Source organism: Kribbella sp. NPDC005582, from assembly GCF_040605415.1.
Lineage (GTDB): Bacteria > Actinomycetota > Actinomycetes > Propionibacteriales > Kribbellaceae > Kribbella.
Window position 1 is genome coordinate 1,575,277 of sequence record NZ_JBEXCU010000001.1, and the last position, 25,013, is coordinate 1,600,289.

23 protein-coding genes and 1 pseudogene are annotated in these 25,013 nt (G+C 68.8%); 13 read left to right on the forward strand and 11 right to left on the reverse strand.

Annotated elements, in window-relative coordinates:
* The first annotated feature begins 86 nt into the window (after positions 1-86).
* Positions 87-788 carry a hypothetical protein gene (locus ABZS29_RS07895; RefSeq protein ID WP_355459586.1) on the forward strand — a complete coding sequence of 234 codons (702 nt, stop codon included), beginning with the start codon at positions 87-89 and terminating at the stop codon, positions 786-788.
* A 116-nt stretch (positions 789-904) separates the two neighbouring features.
* Positions 905-1,648 carry a hypothetical protein gene (locus tag ABZS29_RS07900; protein ID WP_355459587.1) on the forward strand — a complete coding sequence of 248 codons (744 nt, stop codon included), beginning with the start codon at positions 905-907 and terminating at the stop codon, positions 1,646-1,648.
* On the opposite strand, the gene ABZS29_RS07905 is transcribed toward ABZS29_RS07900, so the two are convergent.
* Positions 1,645-2,505, reverse strand: a complete 861-nt coding sequence (locus tag ABZS29_RS07905) for an alpha/beta hydrolase (protein ID WP_355459589.1) — start codon at positions 2,503-2,505, stop codon at positions 1,645-1,647. The two genes, ABZS29_RS07900 and ABZS29_RS07905, sit on opposite strands and share 4 nt — an antisense overlap.
* A gap of 206 nt (positions 2,506-2,711) precedes the next feature.
* On the reverse strand, positions 2,712-4,352 hold the full coding sequence (locus tag ABZS29_RS07910; RefSeq protein WP_355459591.1) for a serine/threonine-protein kinase: 1,641 nt from the start codon (positions 4,350-4,352) through the stop codon (positions 2,712-2,714).
* Between the two features lie 49 nt (positions 4,353-4,401).
* On the opposite strand from ABZS29_RS07910, the gene ABZS29_RS07915 reads away from it, so the two are divergent.
* From ABZS29_RS07915 to ABZS29_RS07940, 6 genes and pseudogenes are all read left to right on the forward strand, one after another.
* Positions 4,402-4,962: a sigma-70 family RNA polymerase sigma factor gene (locus ABZS29_RS07915; RefSeq protein WP_355459593.1), complete on the forward strand. Its 561-nt coding sequence runs from the start codon at positions 4,402-4,404 to the stop codon at positions 4,960-4,962.
* Positions 4,963-5,025: 63 nt separating this feature from the next.
* A complete protein-coding gene (locus ABZS29_RS07920) occupies positions 5,026-6,255 on the forward strand; it encodes an MFS transporter (protein ID WP_355459595.1) in 1,230 nt (409 codons plus the stop codon).
* Positions 6,256-6,300: 45 nt separating this feature from the next.
* Positions 6,301-7,305 carry a dihydroxyacetone kinase subunit DhaK gene (dhaK, locus tag ABZS29_RS07925; RefSeq protein ID WP_355459597.1) on the forward strand — a complete coding sequence of 335 codons (1,005 nt, stop codon included), beginning with the start codon at positions 6,301-6,303 and terminating at the stop codon, positions 7,303-7,305.
* Positions 7,302-7,913 (forward strand): dihydroxyacetone kinase subunit DhaL, encoded by a 612-nt coding sequence (gene dhaL, locus ABZS29_RS07930; protein ID WP_355459598.1) that lies wholly within the window; start codon positions 7,302-7,304, stop codon positions 7,911-7,913. Before dhaK ends, dhaL begins: the two co-directional genes overlap by 4 nt.
* Positions 7,910-8,290, forward strand: a pseudogene (gene dhaM, locus ABZS29_RS07935) (dihydroxyacetone kinase phosphoryl donor subunit DhaM); the annotation flags it as partial. The gene dhaL and the pseudogene dhaM, both read left to right, overlap by 4 nt.
* An 84-nt stretch (positions 8,291-8,374) precedes the next feature.
* Positions 8,375-10,264 (forward strand): HPr family phosphocarrier protein, encoded by a 1,890-nt coding sequence (locus ABZS29_RS07940; protein ID WP_355460841.1) that lies wholly within the window; start codon positions 8,375-8,377, stop codon positions 10,262-10,264.
* Here ABZS29_RS07940 and ABZS29_RS07945 read toward each other — a convergent pair.
* The 4 genes from ABZS29_RS07945 to ABZS29_RS07960 are packed head-to-tail and all read right to left on the reverse strand — an operon-like array spanning position 10,243 to position 14,822.
* Positions 10,243-10,893: a hypothetical protein gene (locus ABZS29_RS07945; protein ID WP_355459600.1), complete on the reverse strand. Its 651-nt coding sequence runs from the start codon at positions 10,891-10,893 to the stop codon at positions 10,243-10,245. The two genes, ABZS29_RS07940 and ABZS29_RS07945, sit on opposite strands and share 22 nt — an antisense overlap.
* A complete protein-coding gene (locus tag ABZS29_RS07950) occupies positions 10,890-11,435 on the reverse strand; it encodes a GNAT family N-acetyltransferase (RefSeq protein ID WP_355459602.1) in 546 nt (181 codons plus the stop codon). The genes ABZS29_RS07945 and ABZS29_RS07950 overlap by 4 nt, the downstream gene beginning before the upstream one ends.
* Before the next feature lie 9 nt (positions 11,436-11,444).
* Positions 11,445-12,362: a MarR family transcriptional regulator gene (locus tag ABZS29_RS07955; protein WP_355459604.1), complete on the reverse strand. Its 918-nt coding sequence runs from the start codon at positions 12,360-12,362 to the stop codon at positions 11,445-11,447.
* 30 nt (positions 12,363-12,392) lie between these two features.
* Positions 12,393-14,822 (reverse strand): beta-L-arabinofuranosidase domain-containing protein, encoded by a 2,430-nt coding sequence (locus ABZS29_RS07960; RefSeq protein WP_355459606.1) that lies wholly within the window; start codon positions 14,820-14,822, stop codon positions 12,393-12,395.
* A 91-nt stretch (positions 14,823-14,913) separates the two neighbouring features.
* Here ABZS29_RS07960 and ABZS29_RS07965 point away from each other — a divergent pair, with 91 nt between their 5' ends.
* Complete coding sequence (locus ABZS29_RS07965; protein WP_355459608.1) at positions 14,914-15,957, forward strand: LacI family DNA-binding transcriptional regulator; 1,044 nt, start codon at positions 14,914-14,916, stop codon at positions 15,955-15,957.
* On the opposite strand, the gene ABZS29_RS07970 is transcribed toward ABZS29_RS07965, so the two are convergent.
* The 5 genes from ABZS29_RS07970 to purS are packed head-to-tail and all read right to left on the reverse strand — an operon-like array spanning position 15,954 to position 21,722.
* Positions 15,954-16,439 carry a DUF1707 domain-containing protein gene (locus tag ABZS29_RS07970; RefSeq protein ID WP_355459610.1) on the reverse strand — a complete coding sequence of 162 codons (486 nt, stop codon included), beginning with the start codon at positions 16,437-16,439 and terminating at the stop codon, positions 15,954-15,956. The genes ABZS29_RS07965 and ABZS29_RS07970 overlap by 4 nt on opposite strands.
* A gap of 49 nt (positions 16,440-16,488) precedes the next feature.
* On the reverse strand, positions 16,489-18,750 hold the full coding sequence (gene purL, locus ABZS29_RS07975; RefSeq protein WP_355459612.1) for a phosphoribosylformylglycinamidine synthase subunit PurL: 2,262 nt from the start codon (positions 18,748-18,750) through the stop codon (positions 16,489-16,491).
* Positions 18,740-20,806 carry a hypothetical protein gene (locus ABZS29_RS07980; protein ID WP_355459614.1) on the reverse strand — a complete coding sequence of 689 codons (2,067 nt, stop codon included), beginning with the start codon at positions 20,804-20,806 and terminating at the stop codon, positions 18,740-18,742. The genes purL and ABZS29_RS07980 overlap by 11 nt, the downstream gene beginning before the upstream one ends.
* Positions 20,806-21,474 (reverse strand): phosphoribosylformylglycinamidine synthase subunit PurQ, encoded by a 669-nt coding sequence (gene purQ / locus ABZS29_RS07985; RefSeq protein ID WP_355459616.1) that lies wholly within the window; start codon positions 21,472-21,474, stop codon positions 20,806-20,808. The genes ABZS29_RS07980 and purQ overlap by 1 nt, the downstream gene beginning before the upstream one ends.
* Entirely contained in the window at positions 21,471-21,722 is a 252-nt protein-coding gene (gene purS / locus ABZS29_RS07990; RefSeq protein WP_355459617.1) for a phosphoribosylformylglycinamidine synthase subunit PurS, read from the reverse strand. The genes purQ and purS overlap by 4 nt, the downstream gene beginning before the upstream one ends.
* A 113-nt stretch (positions 21,723-21,835) precedes the next feature.
* On the opposite strand from purS, the gene ABZS29_RS07995 reads away from it, so the two are divergent.
* The 4 genes from ABZS29_RS07995 to ABZS29_RS08010 are packed head-to-tail and all read left to right on the forward strand — an operon-like array spanning position 21,836 to position 24,973.
* A complete protein-coding gene (locus tag ABZS29_RS07995) occupies positions 21,836-22,351 on the forward strand; it encodes a PadR family transcriptional regulator (protein ID WP_355459619.1) in 516 nt (171 codons plus the stop codon).
* Positions 22,348-23,019: an ABC transporter ATP-binding protein gene (locus tag ABZS29_RS08000; RefSeq protein ID WP_355459621.1), complete on the forward strand. Its 672-nt coding sequence runs from the start codon at positions 22,348-22,350 to the stop codon at positions 23,017-23,019. Before ABZS29_RS07995 ends, ABZS29_RS08000 begins: the two co-directional genes overlap by 4 nt.
* A complete protein-coding gene (locus ABZS29_RS08005) occupies positions 23,019-24,353 on the forward strand; it encodes a hypothetical protein (RefSeq protein ID WP_355459623.1) in 1,335 nt (444 codons plus the stop codon). Before ABZS29_RS08000 ends, ABZS29_RS08005 begins: the two co-directional genes overlap by 1 nt.
* Complete coding sequence (locus ABZS29_RS08010) at positions 24,353-24,973, forward strand: CDP-alcohol phosphatidyltransferase family protein (protein WP_355459625.1); 621 nt, start codon at positions 24,353-24,355, stop codon at positions 24,971-24,973. Before ABZS29_RS08005 ends, ABZS29_RS08010 begins: the two co-directional genes overlap by 1 nt.
* Positions 24,974-25,013 lie beyond the last annotated feature (40 nt).

Genomic DNA, 25,013 nt, shown 5'->3' on the forward strand with positions numbered 1-25,013 from the left:
CTCACCAGCTGGACCGGCAGCGGTCGGGCGATACCCAGGGCCATCCGGTTTGGCTCGGCGGGCACCTCCCCTGAGAGGATGGCTCAGTGCGGGCGAACCGGGTGGTACTGGTCGGCGGGTTGGTACTCGCAGCCGTGCTTGGCGTCGCCGGAGGCTACTACGCCGGCGTGCTGACCAAGCCGCCGTACCCAGTCGCGTCCGGAGTGCCAGCTCCGTTGGGTGGGGTGTCGGGTCCGACGTCCGAGCCGCCGTTGCCGTTGAAGACGCCGGAGCCCAATGGGCTTAAAGCTTTGAACGACGTCGATTTCAGTTGGCAGACGCTTACCTTCAACTTGGACGATGCGCCGCAGATCCGGCTGAAGATCCGGGTGCCGATCGGCTGGACGAAGAAGGTCTTGACGGAGGGCGACATCAGGTTCCAAGACTCGCGGAACGCGCGCTGGATCCGGATCAAACCGCTCTACCCGATCCTGCAATCCCCGCGTCAGCGGCGGGACCAACAGGTACCGACGCTCCAGAAGTCGGTGCCGCAGGAGAACGATCTGAAGCTTCTCGGGCAGTCCGACGACACCATCACCGGGACGGACGGCGAGCCGCGGCAGGTGTCGACGCTGACCTACTCGTACATCCCCGACACCTGGCTGCGGCCGGTGCTCCTGGAGTACGTGAAGACACCTGGCCACGACGGAGCGAACGTCGAGATCTCAGTCACCGTACTGCCGCAGGACAAGGTAGCGATGAAGCGGATCGCGCGAGAGGCCGCCGAGTCTGTCACCCCGCAGGACTGAGACAATCTCGGTTCGTATTGGTGGAGTTTCACGGAATTGTTACCCGGCTGACGCAACCTTGAGCCGGAGTCCGGGGTCTTCTCCAGTGGAGGGCTTTCTGGGGAGGTGGGGCACGCATGGCAAGTCGGGGGACAGCACTGCTGGCGTCCGCGCTGGTGGCGATGATCGCTATCGGCGGCGCTGGCGGCTATGGCGTGGGTTGGTTGACAGCCCTCGATCGCTCGGTGGCGGCCTCCGGCAAGGCCATGCCGCTCGGACAGGTCACGGCGGCCGGTACTTCAACTCCGATGCCGACCGCGCCCCCGACCGACCCGCGCAATCCTGTGCCGGACGACAGTAGTCCGCTGCAGGTCGACGACCTGAGCTATCGGTCGACGACAGTCGCGGTGACGGGCCGCACGCTCCGATCGACGCTGACGCTCGACGTCCCGGACGACTGGAAGTACGTCGCGCAGGACCCGCCGAACAACGCACGCTTCAACGAGTCGCTCGGGAAGCGCTGGCTGCGGGTCGAAGGTGGGTTCCCCCTGACTCGGCCACCGAGCACCTCGATGGCGGTGAAGCTGAAAGCGATGCTCAAGCTGCAGAAGGACGAGCCGAACCAGCACGTCCAGATCCTGTCCCAGATCGACACGGGTCACAGCGCGACGCTGACCTACCGCTACGTCCCCGACGCTGCGCTGTCGCCGAACCCGATCCTGAAGCTCGTCATCGTTCGCTGGGTCGCGGACGACAGCGGCAAGGTGATGGTCGAGATGAGTGTCACCGGACTACCGCAGGACGAAAAGGCGCTCCGCCAGATCATCGACCGCGCCTCGGACAGCGTGGTGCGCGAGGACAGCACGCTGGCGCCTTCCTAGGTGTCGCGGAGGAACGGTAGTAGGTGGCTCAGGGTCTCCGCTGGGGCTTCTTCGGCTATGAAGTGGCCGGCATCCACCGTGGCGCCGGTGACGTCGTCGGCCCATTGCCGCCAGAGGGCGACTGGGTCGTCGTACCAGTCGGCCACAGCACCTGCTGGGTCCCACAGAGCGAGCACGGGGCAACCGATCCGTCGTACGCCGCGGTCCGCGCGGTCGAGGGCGTCGTCGGTCGTGGCGGCGGCGCGGTACTCCTCGCAGATCGCGTGCACGGTCGCGGGATTCTCGAAGTGCCGGATGTACTCCGCTCGCACCTCTGGCGGGAACGCGTCGCCGACTGACCAACTGTCCAGCAAGTGGTTCACGAACACGTCCGGAGCGCGGCCGATCAGCGTCTCGGGGAGCGGCGCCGGCGCGGCGAGGAACGACCAGACCCAGTAGCCGAGCGCGAAGTCCTTGTCAGCTCGCTCGAACGCGTCCCCAGTCGGTACGACGTCCAGTACGGCGAGCCGTGTGACAGCCGCCGGATCGTCCAGCGCCATCCGATACGCACACCGCGCTCCGCGATCATGGCCGACGACCGCGAAGTCGTCGTACCCGAAGGTTCGCATCAGCTCGACCTGGTGCCGTGCCAGGGCACGCATCGAGTGGTCGCCCGAGCAGGTGCTGTCGCCGAAGCCGCCGAGATCGGTGGCGACCACCGTGAACTCACGGGCCAGCTCCGGCGCGACCCGGTGCCACATCACGTGGGATTGTGGGAAACCGTGCAGGAGCAGGAGAGGCGGACCGTCACCGCCCCGGCGGCCGTGGATGGTCGCGCCGGGGACGGGGACGTCGAACTCGTCGAAGCCTTCGAACATTTAAGCCCGGTACCCACCGGGCCAGGGGGTCAGCAGTCGACCGGCCAGATGGTGCGGAAGATGCTGGAGCGCAGCCGGTAGAAGCGGCGGCGGGTGGACTGAATCAGAGCAGGGGACGGCCGGAGCCGGTCCGTGGCGATACGCACAGGGGTTTCCTCAGGCAGGGTTGAGCACATGCGGGCAGGACGCTCATCCCCCCTGTGGCCTCAGCCGGCGGCTGGCCGGACCGAATTGGCGATTTCCCTCGCCCGGTCGCGGTCGTCACCCGGCATCAGAACCTGAATGAGCAGCGAATCGTTGGTCCCCGTCACAACGATGCGTTGGAGGAGCATACCGCCATCCGGACCGCATCCTGTCCAGAACCGGTCGATGGTCTTGCCGTCGCCCTCGCCGAGCTTGTTCGGGAGTTCCTGGGCGCTGCAGTTGAAGGTGCCGGAGGGGGAGAGTCCGACCTGCTCGGCCGCGACGCCGGTGCGTCCGACGAAGAGGCCGGAGCCTGAACCCCAAGCCTTCTCGCTGATCTGGAGGGCCGGGTACTGCTGGTTGGCACCGGGCGGTCGCCACGGATCCTCGGCGACAGAGTGCAGCCAGCCTCGCGGCACGCTGGCCGCGAAGCCGCCGTACTGCACGGCCACCAACTGCCGGGCGGACAGGTACCGCTGCCCGGCGAAACCGGCGCCGCCGCCGATCACCAGGGCCAGTACGGCGGCGATCACCCAGCGGGCTCGCCGCCGCTTACGTGGTTTCGCGGGCGCCGTGGCCGCGTCGCTGACTCCGGAGGCGATCCCCAGTGCTCCGACCTCGACAGCCTCCGCGTCACGGTCTGCGGAGGCGGCGGCGGTCGCCGTCTCCTCAGGTGCAGTCGTCGGATTCGCCGCGGTCTCGTCCTCCGGCGCGACCGGGGCGGCACCGGCCTTGATGATGGTCGGCTGGTTCTCGTCGCTGAGGGCGGTGGTCTCGCCGTCGTCCGAGGGCTCGGTGAGCTCGATGGCCTCGCGGGTCTGGACCACGATGCCGTGGGTGGTCTCGTCCAGTGCGCCGACGAGCTCCCGGGTGAACGTCGGTACGTCGGGCCAGCGCTTGGTGCGGTCGGGATCGAGCGCGCGCACGATCGCCGCGTCGATCTGCTCCGGCAGTTCGAAGCCGAGCGAGCTCGGGGGCGGCGGGGTGGTCACCCGGCCGGCCGCGCCGAGACCGTCCACCTGGTGTGGCGAGCGGCCGGTGAGAGCGGCGTACGCGACGGCTCCCAGCGAGTACTGGTCGGCGCGCTGGTCGAGGCGCTCACCCATCGCCTGCTCGGGAGCGACGTACGACGGGGTGCCGCCGGGGAGCGTGATTCTCGACACTTCGTCGAGGGACTTGCCGAGGCCGAGGTCGGACAGGACCGCGCGCTCACCGTCGTCGTCGGTGCTGCGGAACAGCACGTTGGCCGGCTTCACGTCGCGGTGCAGCAGGCCGCGCCGGTGCAGCGCCTGGAGGCCGCGGCCGACCTGGACGACCACGTCGACGGCCTCCGCCAGCTGCAGCGGGGCCTTCTTCAGGCGGTCCGCGAGCGTGCCACGGTCGGCGTACGTGAGGACAAGGAACGGCCGGCCGTCCTCGAGCTCGCCCACATCGTGGACCTGGACGACATGCTCGGACTCGACCCGGCGCAGGAAGCGCCCCTCCTCGAGGAACCGGCGGCGGACGGTGTCGTCGTGCCCCCAGTTGTCCGCGAGGACCTTGATCGCCACCTCGGCGTCCAGTTGCTCATCGTGAGCGAGCCATACCGTAGCGAAACCGCCTGAGCCCAGGCGTCGGCGCACGATGTAACGGCCTAGTCTGGTCGGGACCCCCATACAAGGCATTATGTAGTACGGAGAGTCCCTGACCGGGGCCGAGACAGTAAAGGCGCAGATGAGCGAGAGCACCAGCCCGACCGACGAGCTCGCCACGTTGGCCGAGCAGGCCCAGGCGGGCGACAAGAACGCGATGGACGACCTGCTCCGGCTGGTCCACCCGCGCGTGCTGCGGATCTGCCGCAGCGTCCTGCCGTACTCGGCCGACGCCGAGGACGCGGCCCAGGAGGCTCTGCTCAACATCGCGACCAAGATCAACTCGTTCTCGGGCCGCAGCAGCTTCTCGACCTGGGTGCACTCGGTCGCGGCCAACTCGGCCCGCTCGACCTACCGCAAGCTGAAGCGCACCGCCCAGGCCGCGCACAACCCGGAGACGATGGAGAAGCCGGACCCGCGCACCACCAGCGTGATCGCCGGTACCCGCCTGGACCTCCTGGAGGCCCTGGAGACCCTCGAGCGCGACCGTCCCCAGATGGTCACCCCGCTCGTCCTCCGCGATGTCTACGGCCTCTCCTACGAGGAGATCGCCGCCGAGGTCGGAGCCCCGCTGGGCACCATCAAGTCCCGCATCCACGACGCCCGTGAGGTCGTCCGCCCCCTGCTCCGCCCGAAGGACTGATTGCACGAAGCTGCAGGTCGTCCGGCCTGCTGCCTAGCCCCTGCCGGGCATAGCCTCACGGCTATGTCGACGCGGGGGCTGTTTCACAACAGGGACTATCTGAAACTGCTGACCGGTCAGACGGTCAGCTCACTCGGATCGTCGATGAGCGGCTTCGTCTTCACGCTGCTCGGCCTCGCCATCACCGGTTCACCGATCCAGGCCGGCCTCGTCGGTACGGCGGCCTCCCTCGGCTCCCTGCTCGCGGCTCTGCCCGGCGGAGCCCTCGCCGATCGGTGGAGCCGTCGCAAGATCCTGATCGGCTACAGCTTCCTGGGCGCCGTCCTGTTCGGCTCGGTGGCCGTGGCCGGATGGCTGGATCACCTCACCTTGCCGCACCTGATGGCCGTCGGGCTGCTCAACGGCGCCGGCTACAGCCTGTTCATGCCCGCCGAGACCGCGGCCCTCCGGCAGATCGTCGCACCGGAGGACATCAGCACCGCGCTCGCCACCGCGCACGGCAGGCAGAACGTCGCGGCGCTGACCGGGGCGCCACTCGGCGGCCTGCTCTACTCGATCGGCCGAGTGATCCCGATCGCCGTCGACGCGGTCTCGTACCTGGTCATGGCGGTCATGCTCACGCGGATCCGGCACCCGCTGCCGGCCACCCAGCCCGAAGGCGGCACCCACGAGCCGATGCTGAAGGCGATCCGCACCGGGCTGGCCTGGCTCCTGCGGCAGCGCGATCTGCGGACGATCGCGGTGGTCGCGACCCTGCTCAACTTCGCCGCGAACGGAACCATTCTGGTGCTGATCCTGAGCATGCAGCAGCGCGGCGTCCACGCTCCGGTGATCGGGCTGCTGGAGACCGCGATGGGGGTGGGCGGGCTGGCGGGAGCCTTCGCGGCACCCCGGCTGCTGGGCCGCTACAGCACCGGGAAGATCACGCTCGTCGGCTCCTGGGTGATCACAGTCGCCTTCGCGGCGACCGCGGCCAGCACGCGGACCGTCGTACTGATCCTGCTGCCTGCCTTCGCGGTCTTCCTGCTGCCGGCGCTCAATTCCGGGCTGTTCGGGTACCAGATGCTGATCACGCCGGATGCGCTGCAGGGGCGGGCCCAGAGTGCGTTCATGTTCCTGTCGAACGCGGCCGCACCGCTCGCGCCGTTCCTCGGTGGCGTTCTGCTTGGGACGCTCGGCGCGCGGACGGCGTTGCTGATCTTCGGCGGTCTGCTCGCGGTGGGATCCGTCCTGCTGACCATGAGCCGGTCGATCCGCACGATCCCCTTGCTCTCCGAAGTCGAGGCAGCCTGATTTCGGGGGCTCCCGTTCTTGGGGGTGGTGTGCTCAGATGGGGACATGAAGAAGCTCATCAACGACCCTGCCGATGTTGTGAGTGAGGCGCTGGCCGGGATGGCCGCAGCGCATCCGGACCGCCTGCGGGTGGACCACGAGAACCGGATCGTCTACCGCAAGGAGGCGCCGCGGCCGGGGAAGGTCGGGCTGATCTCCGGAGGCGGGTCGGGGCACGAGCCGCTGCACGGTGGGTTCGTGGGGCTCGGGATGCTGGATGCGGCATGCGCGGGCGAGGTGTTCACCTCGCCGGTGCCGGACCAGATGATGGCGGCGACGAAGGCGGTCGACGCGGGCGCCGGCGTACTGCACATCGTGAAGAACTACACCGGCGACGTGATGAACTTCGAGATGGCCGCGGAGCTGGCGGCCGCCGACGCCGGGACCGAGGTGCTGTCGGTGGTGACGAACGACGATGTCGCCGTCCAGGACAGCCTGTACACGGCCGGTCGCCGCGGTGTCGGCGTGACGGTGTTGCTGGAGAAGATCGTCGGCGCGGCTGCCGAAGAGGGTCGCTCGCTGCAGGAGGTCGCGGACCTCGCCCGGAAGGTCAATGACAACGGCCGCAGCATGGGGATGGCGCTGACCTCGTGCACGGTTCCGGCGGCGGGCAAGCCGACCTTCGACCTCGCCGAGAACGAGATGGAGGTCGGCATCGGCATCCACGGCGAGCCCGGTCGGCAACGGTTGCCGTTGGCACCGGCCCGCGAGGTCGCCGCGCTGCTCGTCGATCCGGTGCTGTCCGACCTTCCTTATGGGCAAGGCGATTCGGTCATTGCCTTCGTCAACGGTCTGGGCGGTACGCCGTTGCTCGAGCTCTACCTGATGTACAACGAGGTGGCGCAGCTGCTCGACCGCGCGGGGATCACCGTCGCCCGCTCGCTGGTCGGCAACTACATCACCTCGCTGGAGATGGCCGGCTGCTCGGTGACGCTGCTGAAGGTCGACGACGAGCTGGTGCGGCTCTGGGACGCGCCCGTCAACACGCCGGGCCTCCGGTGGGGCGCATGATCGACAAGTTCACCGACTGGCTGCGTGATTCGGCGAAGGTACTGCACGAGAATGCGGCCTACCTCACAGAGCTCGACTCGGCGATCGGGGATGCGGATCACGGCGCGAACATGGATCGTGGATTCGCAGCGGTGGTGGCTGTGCTGGACGAGACCTCGTTCGAGTCGGTCGACGAGTTGCTGAAGAAGGTGGGGATGACGTTGGTCAGCAAGGTCGGCGGTGCGAGCGGGCCGTTGTACGGAACGTTCTTCCTGCGCTTCGGTACGGCGCTCGCCGGCGTCGAGGTCACGCCGGAGAAGATCGGCGAGGCGCTGCGGGCCGGTGTCGGCGGGATCCTCGCCCGCGGCAAGGCCGAGCTCGGGGACAAGACCATGTACGACGCCTGGGCGCCTGCTCTGGACGCGTACGACGCCGCGGTCGGGGGCGGTCTCGCCGCCGCGCTCGGTGCTGCTGCCGAGGCTGCGGCCAAGGGGCGCGACGCCACCGTGCCGCTCGAGGCGCGCAAGGGCCGGGCGAGCTACCTGGGCGAACGGAGCGTCGGTCACCAGGATCCAGGCGCGACAAGTACCACCCTCTTGCTCGAGTCGGCCGCACGGACGCTCGCATGATCGGGATCGTGGTGGTGTCGCACAGTCACGCGCTGGCGACGGCAGCGGTCGGTTTGGCCTCGGAGATGGTTGCTGAGGGCAAGCGGCCGGTGATCGCGGTGGCGGCCGGGCTGGACGAGACGACGTTCGGCACGGACGCGGTGGCGGTCTCCGAGGCGATCGCGGCGGCGGAGTCGGCGGACGGCGTACTGGTGCTGGTGGATCTGGGCAGTGCCGTGCTGAGCGCCGAGCTGGCGCTGGAGTTCGTCGATCCTTCGCTGGCCGAGCGAGTGCGGTTGACGAGCGCACCGCTGGTCGAGGGCCTGGTTGCGGCGGTTGTGACTGCGTCGACCGGCGCTTCGCTCGAGGCGGTTGCGACCGAGGCTGAGCGCGGGTTGGTGGGGAAGCAGGAACACCTCGGCGACGGCCCCGCGCCGGAGGCGGTCACCACGAGCGGGTCCGGGCCGAGCATCGAGGTTGTCGTGAGCAACCAGCACGGGTTGCATGCCCGGCCTGCGGCCCGCCTCGTCGGGCTGGTGCACGAGTACGACGCTCAGGTGACGGTGACCGATGTGGACACCGGTCACGGGCCGGTCGATGCCGGCAGTCTCAGCATGGTCGCGACACTGAACGCCATCCGTGGGCACCTGCTGCGATTCACTGCGGAAGGCCCGGAGGCGGATGCAGCCCTGGCCGCGATCCAGGATCTGGCCACGGAGAACTTCGGGGACGACGAACCGGCCCGTTTCCCGGCGCGCCTGGGCGCGGCGGAAGGAGACCACGGTGGTTCCGGACTGGACGTCGCGTTCGGTCCTGCGGTGCTGGCCAGCGGCCGCGTCGACGTCAGCGGATACGTTGCTGGCGACAACGAGTCGTCCCGGCTGGAAGCAGCGGTCGAGGCGGTCGCCGAGGAGCTTCGGCGGCTGCGCGACGCGAGTCCGGACCTGGCCGGGATCTTCGAGGCACAGCTGGCGCTGCTGACCGATCGCCAGCAGCTGAAGGAGATTCGCGAGGTACTAGACCGCGGGGCGTCGGCGGTGAACGTCTGGCAGTTGGTGTTCGACCGGCTCGCGGAGCGGTTTGAGGCGCTGCACGACGCGTACCAGCGGGAGCGCGCGCAGGACGTTCGGGCGGTGCGTGATCGGGTGTTGCGACACCTGACCGGCACCACGGAGGACAGCCCGATCGAGATCGAGGCCGATCAGCCCGCCATCCTCGTCGTACCGGAGTTGGATGCGGCGACGGCGGCGATGCTGGACGGACAGCGGTTCGCGGGCGTTGCGGTGCGAGCGGCTGGGGCAACCGGGCACGGCGTGATCGTGGCTCGGTCGCGCGGCATCCCCTTGATCACCGGAATCGGCGACGTGGACGTACCGGCGGGTGCGATCGTTGCCTTCGACAACCGCAAGGGCTCGTTCGAGATCGAGCCCGATGTGGAGCAGGTCCGCGCGACGATCGCGGAGCGCGTGGCCGAGCAGGAGCGAGCGGCCGCGGAGGCCGCGCTGCCGGCCGTGACCATCGACGGCCGCACGGTCGCAGTGCTGGTGAACGTCGGAACGGTGCAGGATGCGCTCGCTGTACGGGGCGCGGATGGATCTGGGCTGGTGCGGACCGAGCTGCTGTTCGGCGGTCGCAGTACGGCGCCAACCGTTGCCGAGCAGGTCGAGGCGTTCCGCGCGGTGGCTGCGGCGCTGCCGGGCAAGCCGATCACGATCCGCACCTGGGACGTCGGTGGCGACAAGCCGCTGCCGTTCCTGCCGCTGGACCACGAGGACAACCCCTTCCTCGGTGAGCGTGGGTTGCGTGCGTTCCGGCGGCGACCGGAGTTGCTGCGCGACCAGCTCGAGGCGGTCCGGCAGATCGCGGCCGAGATCCCCGTACACGTGATGTTCCCGATGGTGACGACCGCCGACGAGGTCGCCTGGGCACTGGACGAGCTCGGACCGCGCCCGGAGGGGCTGAAGGTCGGCATCATGATCGAGGTGCCGGCGGCTGCCCTGCGGGTGGCCACACTGACCGCAGACCTCGACTTCGTCAGCATCGGCACGAACGACCTCACGCAGTACGTCACCGCGACCGACCGGACGAACCCGGCCGTGGCCGCACTGGCGGACGGGCTCGACCCGGCTGTGCTGCAGCTGGTCGACCACGTCGTCCGCAACGCCGGCGTACCGGTGGGAGTGTGTGGTGACCTGGCCAGCAACCCGCAGGCCGCTGTGATCCTTGCTGCCCTAGGGGTGCACGAGTTGAGTGCTATCGCTCCGCAGGTGCCGCTGGTGAAGGCCAGACTGCGGGAGGCCGATCTCAGACTGATCGACACCGCCGCAGTACTGGCCGCGCGCGATGGCGATCAGGTGCGCGCGTTGCTGTAGTAGCGGAGCTCGACCAGGTTGAAGCCGGACGTGCGCTCGGGCTTGGCGGGGAGCGTGTAGCTCTCGCCAGGCTCGAGGTACGTCAGGTCCGGGTTCGCCAGGTCCAGGTCGACCACCAGCGCCGGGTAGGCGCCGGTGTGCCAGGTGTAGGACTCCCCCGCGTCCGGCGTCACGTGTTGCACCCGTACGTCGTCCTCGTCGACGACCACCTTCGCCGGGACCTCACCGACCTGGTCGAAGCCTGCCTCGGCGGTACCGGCGTCGGCGTACGGCTCACCGGACGCTTCCTCGCCCAGGTCGAGCAGCTCGATCAGCCGGTTCAGGTACGGCGCGTCACCGTCGTTGGTGAGCATGTGGACCGGAGACACCGGCCGGTAGACCGAACCGCCCACCGTCTCGCTCAGCTCGCGTGCGGCGCTGCCGTCGAGCCAGTCCATGTGACACGGAGACGTGGAGAGGCAGAGCACGACGTACGGATTGTGGTGCAGGTGCCAGGCCTGCGCCTCACCGGGCGCCAGCGCTACCTCCCAGACGCGGACGCGGGAGTTCTTGAGCAGCACGCGGGTCCCGATCTCACCGAGGACGACCTCGGTGCCGTCGGGGGCGGTGACGGTGGTGCCAGCAGTCATAGGTCTGTCTCCTCGATCGGTCTCTCCATGGCGACGCCGGCGAGCGTCACGCCGTCCGGCATCAGCAACTCGGCCGGCGCCACCTCGACGAAGCCGAAAGCCTTGTACAGCGGCACTCCGGGCAGGGTCGCCATCAGCGCCAGCCGGGTGAAGCCTTCTGCGCGGGCGGCCTCCGTGCATGCGGTCAGGATCGCTCGCGCCAGTCCGCGGCGGGTCCAGTCTTTGCGCACGAACATTGCGCGGATGCGGGCCGGCTCGGTCACCGGGTCCAGCAGTCGCTCGTCGGCTCCCGCCGTACTGGCGTTGAAGAGCTTGTTACGCCGGCTCCAGCCACCGCACGCCACGATCTCGCCGTCGACCTCGTGCACGTAGTACGTGCCGTCGTCGATCAGCACCGGATCCAGTGTGGTGATGTGCTTCGCCGCACTGGCCGTCTCAGCAGCGCTATGGAACGCCGGAAACAGCTCCAGCACCGAAGCACGTCCCAACGCCGCCACCGCAGCGCTGTCCTCCGGCACCGCCAACCGCAACACAGGCTCCACGCCCACAGGCTAATTCACCCTGCGCCGAGCCCAGGACCAGACCAGGTAGTTCCACACCACCGCTCCGACGATGAGCACCAAGCCGAACACCACATCGTCCACGTCCTTGTGGCCGGTGACCAGCGCCAACCCGATCAGCCCGAAGAACACCGACACGATCGACGTGCAGCCTGCCGCCCCTGACCGCCGCCCCGGTGTCGGCTTCCCCTCACTCACCTGCTCTCTCGACGCACGAACCACGGGGGCTAGGTCGCTGTGTCCGCGCACCGCCTGGGTGGCCGCGGCGCCCAGGACTTTGCCCAGCACCGTCATCGGCGACTCGGCGAGCTCCCGGACCAGCTTCAGGCGCCCCATCCCGCCTTCGGTCAAGTCGTACTCGATCGCCCGGTCGTCCTGTTCCACGCGAATCACGAAGGTTTCGTCGATCAGCTTGTCGAGTGCCGCCTGTACGTCGTTCGCCGGCGCACCGGTTCGCCGTACCAGCTCCGCATGAGTCAGCGCAGTGTGCTCCAACTGCTCGACCAGCGCCTGCTCCAGCGCCGGATTGCCGGGCCGTGGCGGCGGCGTCTCCCCGGCCCAGGTCCACGTGAACAGCGGTTCCTTCTTCGGCACCTGCGGCACTTCCCGCGGCTCGCCACGCCACTCCTGCACAGCCCGAGCCTCGGAGTACCCGCGATGACTCCTCAGCCGCTTCACCCCGGTCATCGTCAACCGGAAGGTCGGCGGCTCGGCCCCCTGCAGCTCGCGCGCCACAAACCCCCGCGCAACCAGCGGATCGAGCACCGCCTGTACAGCCGACTCAGCCATCCCAGACCGCCTGGCGAGCTCAGCCAGAACGAGCTCCGCCCCCTCCAGATGCGACAACACCGCAAACTCCAGCGCAGAGTTCCCCACCCCTACTACCCCCTCGTAGCCCCAGGCCCTCATCCTCTCGCAAGACGAGGGCCTGGCGCTGCCCTACTCGAATGCCAAATGCAGCAACCCTCCCGAGTACGTCGGGCGCAGTACCGCCTCGACTCGGACGCACTGCGCGCGTACGGGGGTGAAGGTGGTGGTGTTGAGGCGGTTGGGGGCTACGTCGTACGGCGTGGGGTTGGCGACTGGGCGCCAGGTGGCGCCGTCTAGCCAGAGGACTTGCCAGGAGGCGGGGACTCGGCACTGGCCGAAGCCAGTGTCGTCGAACCAGTACGCCGACACCTGGCGCAGCTCGCGAACCTCGCGCAGGTCGTACTGGATCCACTCCGTTGTGCCGCGGCGGTCCCACCAGGTGAAGCGCGGGATGGAGGTGTCTGCGGAGGAGGACGGTAGTCGGCCGTCGTCGGGGGCCTCTAGGGAGTCGCCGTCGAAGACATGCGAGGCAGTGATGCGCGTACGGCGCTTCCACGCGGTGCCAGTGGTGGTGGCTTGCGGAAAGGCGGTGATGCGGAGACGTGCCGCACCCATGGGGATCAGGGTGACTGTCTCCAGGCGCTCTGCGGTCTTTGCGGGGCTCTGCTGGAGCAGGCCGACCACGTTCTCGCTGTCGGTCTCCCACTGCGGGATGCGGCGAGCCTTGGTGGTGAGCGCCAGCGGCACACCGGCTGTCGTGAACGGGTCCGCTCCGGGCGCGGGAGTACGCCGTACGACGGTGAAACCGGCATCTGGCGCCAGACCGTAGTTCCACGGGGAGTCCGGGTGCACTGCGAGCTCGGGCCACTCCGTCGTACCGCCGATGCGCTCGTAGCGCTCGCTGATCGCCAGCGAGTAGGTCAGCGGGCCACGGTCGACCGAGACCGAGTCATGGTTTTCCGCCCAGCGCCGAGTGCGCACGTACATCGGCAGCACGAGCTTCACGCGGTCGCCGGACCGCCATGCTCGGTCGAGCTTGACCCAGCCGCCCTCAGCACGCACACGGGCCCGTTCACCGTTGACCGACACGGAGTAGCCTTCTGCCCAGCCAGGAACCCTTAGGTACAAGGGGAAGCGCGAGTTGCCCTGCACAGTGAGGTTGATCGTGTCACCGAACGGGTAGTCGGTGTCCTGCACGATGCTGACGGTCTCGCCGCCGCCCACCTTCGCCGTCACCTTGCTGGCCGCGTAGAGCGACGCGGCCAGTCCGTTGTCGGTAGTGGCGAGCCACAGCTCCTGCGCGTAGTACGGCCAGCCCATGCCGTAGTTGTGCGGACAACACCGGTACTGGTGGATGCCGTACTTGTAAGCCAGCATGGCAAAGCCGTTCTGGAACTGCCCGTGCTTGATGGTGTCGTCGAGCTCCACACTGTTCGCACAGGTGATGTAGTGCATCACCTGCTGCTTCGGGTCGTACGACGCAGTGAGTGAGTTGAACGCCAGCTCCTCGCACCGGTCCGCCCACACGGTTTCACCGGTGAAGCGCGACAGCATCTCGAAACTGTGCATCAGCTCGACGATCCCGCACGTCTCGAACCCCTGCCGCGGATCACCGAAGCCCGGCCGAGAGTTCTCGTCCCCGGCGAACCCACCGCCCGGGAACTGACCGTACTGCCCCATCACCGTCGCATAGTTCCGGTACGTCGCCGCCCGGTGCTGCTCGTCACCCGACAAAAGCCAGTACTGCAAGGGCTCCCGGAAGCCCTGGGCCAGGTTGACGTTGTGCCAGGTCGGAATGCCGTTCACGTAGTCCGCCGAGCCAGAGTGCATCTTGGACACCAGGTCGAGCAGCCATGACTCACCCGTGCGGTTGTAGAGCCAATAGGCACTGTCGATGTTGTCGCCCCAGCGGAACGCACCCCACGACCGGTTGAACACCTCGGGCGGCTGCGTGTTCTGGAACCGCAGGTACTTCGTCATGAACGGAATGACGCGCTCGTCGCCGGAGTACTCGTACCAAGACCGGATCGCCGCCAGCAACGGCATGCCCGGCCAGAAGTCCGGTCCGCCCTCCAAGGACGTCCGCAACCGGTCCGGACCGAACCAGCCATCTGCTGCCTGCGTTCGGATGATGCCGTCGATCCAGCGCTGCGCTCTCGTCAGTACGCCGGTGTCTCCGGTGACATAGCCGAGATCGCCGAAGCCGCGGAGCCAGTACGGCAATTCCTCCCACGCGTCCTTGGAGCGGTCGACCCAACCGTTCGTGTCGTACACGAGGAAGTCGGAGATCTCGTCGTACCGGCCGCAGAGGCCGTCGACCTGGAGCTGCAGTTGCTGGGCCAGCCAGCCGCGGGGCTCGATCGCGCCGGGTGGCAGTTTCTGGAACGGCACGGGGCGCAGCGGCGCTCGCTGGGGAACGTAGTGGCCGCCACGGCCGGCCGGTGGGCCGAGTGGGCGGGCGGCTTCGGCGGTGGACGGTTCGACGGCGCTCACGGCTGCCGCCGCGGCCAGGGTGACACCGAGGAAATCACGGCGAGGAAGTCCTCTCGGAAAGGTCATGGCAGTCCTGCTTTCGGGTGATTCGAGGGCGGGCGATCACACCTGCGGCGGAAAAACGGCACACGTTTTCCGTCGCTGCTAAAGTAGCACCATGAAGCGCCCGGCGGTACGGATCACGGATGTCGCGGCGCTCGCCGGAGTCTCGGCCGGGACGGCGTCGAAGGCGCTCAACAACACCGGCCAGCTCAGCCAGGACACCCGAGAGCGGGTGCGGCGTGCCGCGGCTCAGCTCGGCTTCACGCCGGACGTGCGCGGGCGGGCACTGTCGTCCGGTCGCACGTTCACGGTCGCACTGCTGACTACGGACAGCTCCGGGCGGTTCAGCATCCCGATCATGCGCGGCGTCGAGGACGTGCTCAGTGCCGGCGAGCTGGCGACCGTTCTGTGCGACACCCGCGACGATCCGCTACGTGAGCAGAGCTATCTGCGGTCACTGGTCGCCCGTGGCGTCGACGGCATCGTGGTGACCGGCCGTCGGACCGAGCCGCGGCCGCCGATCGACGTACCGCTGCCGGTCGTCTATGCGTTAGCTGCGTCCACCGATCCGGAGGACGCTTCGGTGATCGTGGACGACGCAGCTGGTGCCGCCGCCGTGATCACCCACCTGCGGGCGCTGGGGCGGAGCCGGATCGCCCACGTGACCGGTCCCGCGGATCACCGGTCCGCCGTGGAACGCGCACACGTGATGAGCGCGCCTGAGGGCGAGCCGAAGCGCGGCCCCGCAAGCTCCACGCGCACGAGCGAGCCGTCGGCGGGCGAGCCGTTCGTGGGCGAGCCGCTGTTCGGCGAGTGGAGTGAGCAGTGGGGGCGGCAGGCGACAGACCTCATCCTGCGTGCGCATCCTGACGTCGACGCCATCACCTGCGGCAGCGACCAGATCGCCCGCGGGGTCTGCGACCGCCTGCGCGAGCTGGGGCGCGCCGTACCGGGTGAGATCGCTGTGACCGGCTACGACAACTGGCCGGTGATGGCGCTGGCCAGCCGGCCGCCACTCACCTCAGTGGATCTCCGCCTCGAGGAGCTCGGCCGCCGAGCCGCTCACCTGCTGCTGGACGCGATCGCCGGTACGCCGCATCACGGCGTACTGGAACTCCCGGCGCAGCTCGTGCCGCGAGAGTCCACCCTGGGCGCCTAGCGTCGAGGCTTGTCGCGCCGCGACTGGGACGCCCAGCGGTAGGCGACGAGCGTCCAGAGCAAGGCCGGTACGCCGAAGACCGCGGCGGCGATCTCCCGGCCGAAGACCAGGAAGATCAGCCCGACCAGGACGAACGGCACCGCCGTCCAGACCGCACCCGCGAACACCGCCCAGCGCCAGCGCCCGGCCTGCTTGGGCCGCGGCTGGTACATCGACGGCGCCGGCAGATTCTTGAAGATCGGCTGCAGATCCGCATGCGTCACCGCGTCGTTCAGCAGGTCCACCCGACGATGCAGTTCCAGCTCGTCGAGCCGGCCGACAGCGAACTGCTCGGCCAGCTCGTCGGTACAGATCCGGCGTTCCTCGTCGGTCAGCCGGATGTTCGCCAGCTTGCGCCGGGCCGCGACCACGCGGGCCTCCTGACCGGCCGCCGCAGCCTTGCCCATCAGGTCGGCCGGATTCACCGGACGCCGCTCCGCCATCTGCCTCACCTCGCTTCCTTCGAGTGTGCCAGATGGCGGGAGCGCCGCCTCAGCTGAGAGCTGCGGGGAGGGTGGCGGTCCAGGCTTCGCGGAGCTCGGTGAGCGGGATCTCGAACTGGTCCTGCACGTCGAGGGTGTCGCCGGTGATGACGCCGATCTTGGTGTGCGGGAAGCGGCGCGCGGTGCACATGTCGGTGAACCGGACCTCTTCAGTGCGCGGTACGGCGACGACCGCACGACCGGCCGACTCCGCGAACAGGAACAGGAACGGGTCCAGGTTGTCCGGCGCCCACACCCGTGCGCCGACGCCACCGCGGAGGGCGGACTCGACCAGGGTCTGGGCGACGCCGCCGTCGCTGACGTCGTGCGCCGCGTCGATCAGGCCGTCGCGGGACGCGTTGATCAGGATGTCCGCGAGCTGCTGCTCGGCGGCCAGGTCGACGGCCGGCGGGCGGCCACCGAGGTGACTGTGGACGACGTGCGCCCACTCCGAGCCGGACAGCTCCTCGGCGGTCTCACCGAGCAGGTAGAGCTGGTGGCCCTCCATCTCGCCGGTGAAGCCGATCGGCGTCCGCCGGGTGACGTCGTCGATGACACCCAGTACGCCGATCACCGGCGTCGGCAGGATCGCCACGTCACCGGTCTGGTTGTAGAACGACACGTTGCCGCCGGTGACCGGAATCCCGAGCTCCTTGCAGCCTTCGACCAGGCCGCGGATCGCCTCGGTGAACTGCCACATCACGGCCGGGTCCTCCGGCGAGCCGAAGTTCAGGCAGTCGGTGACCGCGACCGGGCGGGCGCCGGTGGTGGCGACGTTGCGGAAGGACTCGGCGAGCGCGAGCTTGGCGCCCGTGTACGGGTCCAGCTTGGCGAACCGGCCGTTGCAGTCGGTGGAGACCGCGACGCCCAGGCCGCTGGTCTCGTCGACCCGGATCATGCCGCTGTCCTCGGGCTGTGCGAGCACCGAATTGCCGAGCACGTACCGGTCGTACTGGTCGGTGACCCACGACTTGTCGCACAGGTTCGGCGAGGCGACCAGCTTCAGCAGGGTGTCCCGCAGCTCGGCCGGAGTCGTTGCGCGCGGCAACTTCTCGGCGCCGTCGGCCTGCAGGTCGTCCTGCCAGTCCGGCCGCGCGAACGGCCGGTTGTAGACCGGGCCGTCGTGCGCGACGCTGCGCGGCGGTACGTCGACCACGCGCTCACCGTGCCAGTCGATCTCGAGGCGGTTGGTGTCGGTGACCTCACCGATCACGTCGGCCTGGACGTCCCACTTGGCGCAGATCTTCAGGAAGGCCTCGACGTTCTCCGGCGTGACGCACGCCATCATCCGCTCCTGCGACTCGCTCATCAGGATCTCTTCCGGCGACAGCGACGCGTCCCGCAGCGGCACCTTGTCCAGCTCGATCCGCATCCCACCGTCACCGGCGCTGGCCAGCTCCGAGGTGGCGCAGGACAGCCCCGCACCACCGAGGTCCTGGATGCCCTCGACCACGTGCGCCTGGAAGAGCTCGAGCGTGCACTCGATCAGCAGCTTCTCCATGAACGGGTCGCCGACCTGGACCGCGGGCCGCTTGGTCGGGCCGCCGTCCGCGAAGGTCTCGCTGGCCAGGATCGAGACGCCGCCGATTCCGTCGCCGCCGGTCTTGGCGCCGTACAGGATCATCTGGTTGCCGACGCCGGTCGCGTTGGCCAGGTGCAGGTCCTCGTGCCGCATCACGCCGACACACAGCGCGTTCACCAGCGGGTTGCCGATGTAGGTCGGGTCGAACACGACCTCGCCGCCGATGTTCGGCAGGCCGAGGCTGTTGCCGTAGCCGCCGATCCCGGACACGACGCCCGGCAGCACGCGCTTGGTGTCCGGGGCGTCCAGCGGACCGAACCGCAGCGGGTCCATCACCGCGACCGGGCGGGCGCCCATCGCGATGATGTCGCGGACGATGCCGCCGACCCCGGTGGCCGCGCCCTGGTAGGGCTCGACGTACGACGGGTGGTTGTGCGACTCGACCTTGAACGTGACCGCGTAGCCCTCGCCGATGTCGATCACGCCGGCGTTCTCGCCGATACCGGCCAGCATCTTGCCGGCCGGGGTCTCCTGCGGAATCTCGCCGAACCGCTTGAGTTGCACCTTGGACGACTTGTACGAGCAGTGCTCGCTCCACATCACCGAGTACATCGCCAGCTCACAGCTGGTCGGGCGCCGGCCCAGGATGTCGCGGATCCGCTCGTACTCGTCCGGCTTCAGGCCGAGCTCCGCCCACGGCTGCTCGACGTCCGGGGTGCTCTCGGCGTTGGTGACGGTGTCAGTCGACACTTTTGGACTCCTGCACTAGGTGGGACTCAGGTGGAACGGTACTGGGCTGCCCGGTGGTGATCAGATGCGCCACCAGCAGTGGTACGGCGAAGCCGGTCATGATCGCGGGCAGTGCGACCCCGGCGTCGTTCAGGAGCATGCCGACCAGACCACAGGTCGACAGCGCCAGCAGAGTCGGCCGGATCATCGGCAGACTGGTGTAGAAGGACCGGTACGCCGCGAACGGGACGCGCTCGGGGAGCACAGTCGCCAGCATGGCGAGCACCACCGCGACGAGCATCGCCCAGCCGGCCGGACCGTTGAAGAACGCGACGGCCATCTGCAGCTTGCGGATCAGCACGTCACTGACGTCACCGTCGAGCAACCGCGCGACGAACGCACCGAAGTGACTGCGCTGGTCCGCGGGACGCAGGAAGTCGAGGAAGGCGACGGCTGACACGGCCAGTACGCCGGCCACGCCCACACCGATCAGTGCGCGCAATGTGATGCTGCCGCGCCAGGTCAGCCAAGCCATCAGCAGCACTGCCGGGGTCAGCGCGATAATGCCGCCGAAATCGGTTCCCCAGCCCGGCCTGCCGTCCACAACGATCGCGGCGCCGCCAATCGCGAGCACAGCAAGGGCTGCCTGCACCCTGCTCTTGTCGATCAGCTTCTGCGCGGCCCAACCGGCAACGACGAGTGCTGCGACGGCCAGTGTGGCGAACGTCGAGTTCCCGAAGCCGTAGAACCGGCCACCGATCACCGGTCCGTCGGTGAACATGCTGCCGAACTGCAACGGCGTACCGAGCACGCCGTCCACGAGCAGGATCACGTACGCCGCCAGTGCGATGCCTAGGAACGCATAGCGCTTCAGGAGGAGCTGAGTGACGGCTGCGAAGAGCGCACTGATGCCCAGAACCACGCAGTACAAGGAGAAACCAGGTGACGGCCAGCGCCACCACACTGTCGCCGTGGACAGGAACACCGCGATGAAGAAGCCACCCTGGGTGAGCAGCGTGAAAGCGAACGCACGGCGCGAGCGCGGGGTCCGCCTGAACCAGAACCATGCCAGCCCCAGCAACTCGGCCGCCAGGATCGTCATCGACACCGCGACCAGCATCGGCCGCGGCTGCTCGAACCGCTGATTGGTGTCCAGCCGGTCTTCGATCACCGCGGCAGCATCGGTGTGCCGGTCCCCGGTGACGCGGACCTCATTGCCGTCAAGAGGAGCGTTAACAGACGGCGTGAGTGTCGGGTCAACCAGGTGCTGACCCTCGAGCACGGTCGCGGTGATGTCGGTGAGCTGGATCAGCCCGGGCCGTCGCGTCGAGTCGCTGGTCAACCAGCGCGGCTCGCCGCTCGGCCGGAACTGCATCGCCACCAGCGGTTCCTGATGCGCATTGGCGAGCTCCTGGCTGACGCCGACGAGCAGCACCGAGCTACCGGTCGCACGGGCCTGGGTGACGAGCTCGGCCGCCTTCCGCCGGGCCTCCTCGCGGCCTTCCCGCGGTGGCAGCGCACCGGCATCGACGATCGCGTCGTCACAGGTGGTGCCCGCGAGCTTCGCCGGATCGAAGGTCGGGAACCAGTGGTCGCCGACAGTGCCGTTCGCCCGAGCCACTGCGATCGCTGCCCCCGGTCCGAACCCACAGAGCTGCGGCTGGTTGTCGCCGAGCCGGCCCAGGACCGCTCCGGTGTGGTGCTCGGACTGGCGGTCGATGTACGTCTGCCACCCGCGCACCGCGCCGCCCTCAACGGTGGGGGCTTCACACGACGCATCGAGGACGCTGCCCCAGGCGCGGGTGCCGGCGCTGATGGTCAGCCAGCCGTCGACCGGGCACGTGTGCGGCCCGGCCGTCTTCACCGTGATGGAGCCGACGTGCGACTGGTTCACCAGGGCGGTCAGCTCGGGAGACGCCTGGACGTCGGACCAGGTCAGGCCCGGTACGCCGATCACGACGACCTTGGCCGGCAGATCGGCGGGCTGGGCGTTCGCCGTACCGGCGCCGAGGAGTACGACGGCGGTGGCGGCGAAGAGACTGCGGCACAGGAAGCGCCGCAGCCTGGAGTGTCCCATCAGGAGGCGACGACGGCCTTCAGCACCGAGGTGAAGAAGCCCAGGCCGTCCGTGGTCGGTCCGGTGAGTGTCTCGACGGCGTGCTCGGGGTGCGGCATCAGGCCGACCACGTTGCCGCGCTCGTTGGTGATGCCGGCGATGTCGCGGTACGAGCCGTTCGGGTTGCCGAGGTAGCGGGCGACCACGCGGCCCTCGCCCTCGAGGCGGTCCAGCGTCGCCTCGTCGGCGACGAACGAACCGTCCTGGTTCTTCAGCACGATGGTGATCTCGTGGTTCGCGTCGTAGTCGCTGGTCCAGGCGGTGCGGTTGTTCTCGATCCGCAGCGTCTGGTCCTTGCAGATGAACTTGCGGTGGTGGTTCTTGATCAGCGCGCCGGGCAGCAGGTGCGACTCGCACAGCACCTGGAAGCCGTTGCAGATCCCGAGCACCGGGAGGCCCTCGCCGGCCTTCTTGATGATGGTCTCCATCACCGGTGCGAACCGGGAGATGGCGCCGGCGCGCAGGTAGTCGCCGTACGAGAAGCCGCCGGGCAGGACGACCGCGTCGACCCCGTGCAGGTCGGCGTCGCCGTGCCAGAGCGCGACCGCCTCGGCACCGGCCACCGCGGCCGCGCGGCGAGCGTCGACGTCGTCCAGCGAGCCGGGGAAGGTGACGACCCCGACCTTCACTGGGCGTCCTCGACGTGGAGGGTGAAGTCCTCGATCACGGAGTTCGCCAGCAGGGTGTCGGCGGCCTTGCGGATCTCGGCGACCCGTTCCTCGGTCGCCTCACCGTCCAGGGTGATCTCGAACCGCTTTCCCTGCCGGACATCGGCCACGCCGTCGAAGCCGAGCCGGCCGAACGCGCCGTGCACCGCCTTGCCCTGCGGGTCGAGGATCTCGGGCTTGAGCATGACGTCGACGACAACGCGAGCCACTGACTACTCCAGGTCTCGTTCCGGGGTGACGCCTGAATCCTACCGACCGGCCGCCGGATTCCCGCATTCGCGACTATTCACTCAGTACATACACGCGGTGTATAGTCGCTGTCATGGCAACCGCTGAACTCGTCCTCGGCCTGCTCTCCGCAGGCCCCGCGCACGGGTACGACGTGAAGCGCGGCCACGACAGCTGGTTCCCGGACGGGCGGCCGCTGGCGTTCGGGCAGGTGTACACAACGCTCGGCCGGCTGGAGCGGGACGAGCTGGTCGAGGTGGTCGAGAAGACCTCCGGCGGCGGTCCGGACCGGACTGTCTACGCGCTCACCGACAAGGGCCGCAAGCACCTGGCCGACTGGCTCGTCGATCCGGTCCCGCCGGCCTGGGGCAGCGCTGACGAAGTACTGCGCAAGCTCGTGGCGGCCGTCCGCACCGGCGGCGACGCCGCGGTCTTCCTGGCCCGGCAGCGTGCCAGTCACCTGCGCCGCATCCGCGAACTGCAGGAGACCCCGACCGGGCCGGATCCGACCTCCACCATCGTCCGCGACTACATCGTCGCCCACCTCGATGCCGATCTGCGCTGGCTCGACAGTGCCCTCGACCGCATCTCCGAGCAGGAGACCTCATGAACGCTCTAGAGCTGACCGATGTCGCGTACACGTACCGACGCAACACGGCACTGCGCGGAGTCTCGCTGCAGGTCAAGGCCGGCGAGATCGTGGCCATCACCGGTGCCAGTGGCTGCGGCAAGTCCACTCTGCTGCATTGCGCGGCCGGAATCCTGCACCCCGAAGCCGGTTCGGTCCGGCTGGACGGCCAAGACCTGGCGACACTGTCACCGGACAAGCGGGCCGAGCTGCGGCGCACCAAGATCGGTGTGGTGCTGCAGTTCGGCCAGCTGGTTCCGGACCTGCCGCTGATCGACAACGTCGCGCTGCCGCTACTGCTCGCCGGTCACTCCCGCTCCGAGGCCCATGGGAACGCACGCGAGTGGTTGACGCAAGTGGGCATCGAGGACGAGGCGGACGCCGTACCGGCTGAGCTGTCGGGTGGTCAGACGCAGCGCGCCGCGATCGCTCGCGCTCTGGTCACCGGACCGTCGGTGGTCCTGGCGGACGAGCCCACCGGCAGTCTGGACAGCCGGGCCGGCAAGGAACTACTCGACGTCCTGGTCCAGACCGCCCGGTACCGCGGTGCCGCGCTGGTCATGGTCACCCACGACAACCTGGTGGCTGCTGCCGCCAACCGCGAGATCCGCCTGCGCGACGGTCTCGTCCAGCACGAAGTGGCTCTCTGATGAGAGTCGAGACACTGTTGCTACTGGCCCGGTCGCGGACACCCGCGGACCGCAGCCGGGTCCGGCTGAGCGTCGGAGCACTGGGACTCAGCGGGGCGCTGCTGCTCGGGGCTTTCCGGGTCGCCCGGCTCGGATTCGGGCAGGGCGACCTCGACAAATCGGTCTACAGCAACTACATCGCCGAGGCCGGCCTGCGCTCCGGCCTGGTCGCGATCCTCGTCATCCTGGCCACACTGACCGGAGGGCTTGCCGTTCAGGCGCTCCGGCTCGGCACTGCCGCCCGCGAACGGCGGATGACCGCACTGCGGCTGGCCGGCGCCTCCAACAAGCAGGTACGTCGGTTGTCCGTGACAGACGCGGGTATGGCGGGGTTGGCCGGCGGTCTGCTCGCGGGGCCCCTCTATCTGCTGCTCAGCTTGCTCCTGGGTCTCCTGCCGCGGATAGCGCAGGTCCTGCCGGGTGCGAACCCCGTCGACCTCGTCGTCTGGCCGGCGGTCGTCGTGGTGACGACCGCGACCGGCGCCCTGATCGGTGAGCTGCTGCACGAGGACAACCCCCAGCCACGGTCGGAGCAGCCGGACGGCACACCGCGCCGGAGCGGCGTCGCCATCGGGGCGGTGCTGATCGTGGTCGCCCTGCTCACGGCGCCTTTCATCGGCTATGTCGCGACGACAGCGCTCGTGGTCGGGCTGGCGTTCGCCATGCTCCACCTCAACCGGCTCTGGTTCCGGACCGCCGGCCGCCTCCTCGCCCAGTCCGGCAATCCGGTCAACCTGCTGACCAGCGCCTGGCTGACCGCCGACGCCCGATCCGCCGCCCGGATGAGCACCCTGCTCGGCTGCTGCGGCTTTCTGATCGGTCTCCTGATCCACGGTCTGGTCGCCATCGCGGTATCGCCGGGCCTGGAGGAGCAGATGGACTTCTTCGTGACCGGCTACGCCATGGCGATCGTCGGCCTGCTCATGGTGGTCGGAGTCGCGATGGGCGCACTGATCGTCGGTGTCGCCGATCAGCTCGTCGACCAACGCCGTCAACTGGCGTCGCTGACCGCACTGGGTGTCGATGCCCGGTTCCTGCGGCGCATGATCACTCGCCAGATCGCTACCGTCGGCACCCCGGCCCTGGCCGGTGGCGCCGCGGTCGGCATGCTCCTCGGCCTGGAGCGCGTGGTCGGGGTCCCGCTCGCGACCTTCGACCGGATCACCGTGCTGGCCACCTTCGCCGTGATCGTCGGCAGCTGCCTGTTCGGCCTGGCCGGCGGCGTACTGGCCGGCTTCCTGTTGCGTAACCAACTGCGGGATGCACTCGATCCCGAGAATCTGAGGGCTGCATGATGGCCGCCATTCCTGTTCCGCTCTCGGTCCGGCCGGCACTGCTGCTCGGCGTACCGAACCGCATCACACTGGTCCGCACGGTGATCGCCATGGTGATCGCAGCGATCGCGTTCCGCACTCATGACCTCACCTGGCTGGTCGTCGGGTACGCGGCGTACTGGCTGGGCGACATGGCCGACGGTGCGGTCGCCCGGTATCGCAACGAGGAGTCCGAGGGCGGTGCGGTGTTCGACATCGTCTGCGACCGGGCCTGCTCGTTCCTGCTGGCGACCGCCTTCATGGCGTCCTTCCCGAGCACCATCGGGCCGCTGGCGATCTTCCTGGTCCAGTTCGGCGTACTGGACACCATGCTGTCGCTGGCGTTCCTGCTGTGGCGAGGAACACTCAGCCCGAACTACTTCTACAAGGTCGACGCCCCGATCTACCGCTGGAACTGGTCGAAGCCGGCCAAGGCGGTCAACACCGCGGCGGTGGTGATCTCGCTGGTCGTCGCCCACCAGACCGGCTGGCAGTGGCTGCCGTACTCGATCGCGATCGCCGCCTGCGTGGTCAAGGTGGCCTCGTCGTACCGGCTGGTCGCGATCCTCCGGGGCCGGACGCCCGCCGCTCCACGGGCCTGAAATGTTCGTGATTGCTCAGGCAACAGCGCATAACCTCGGG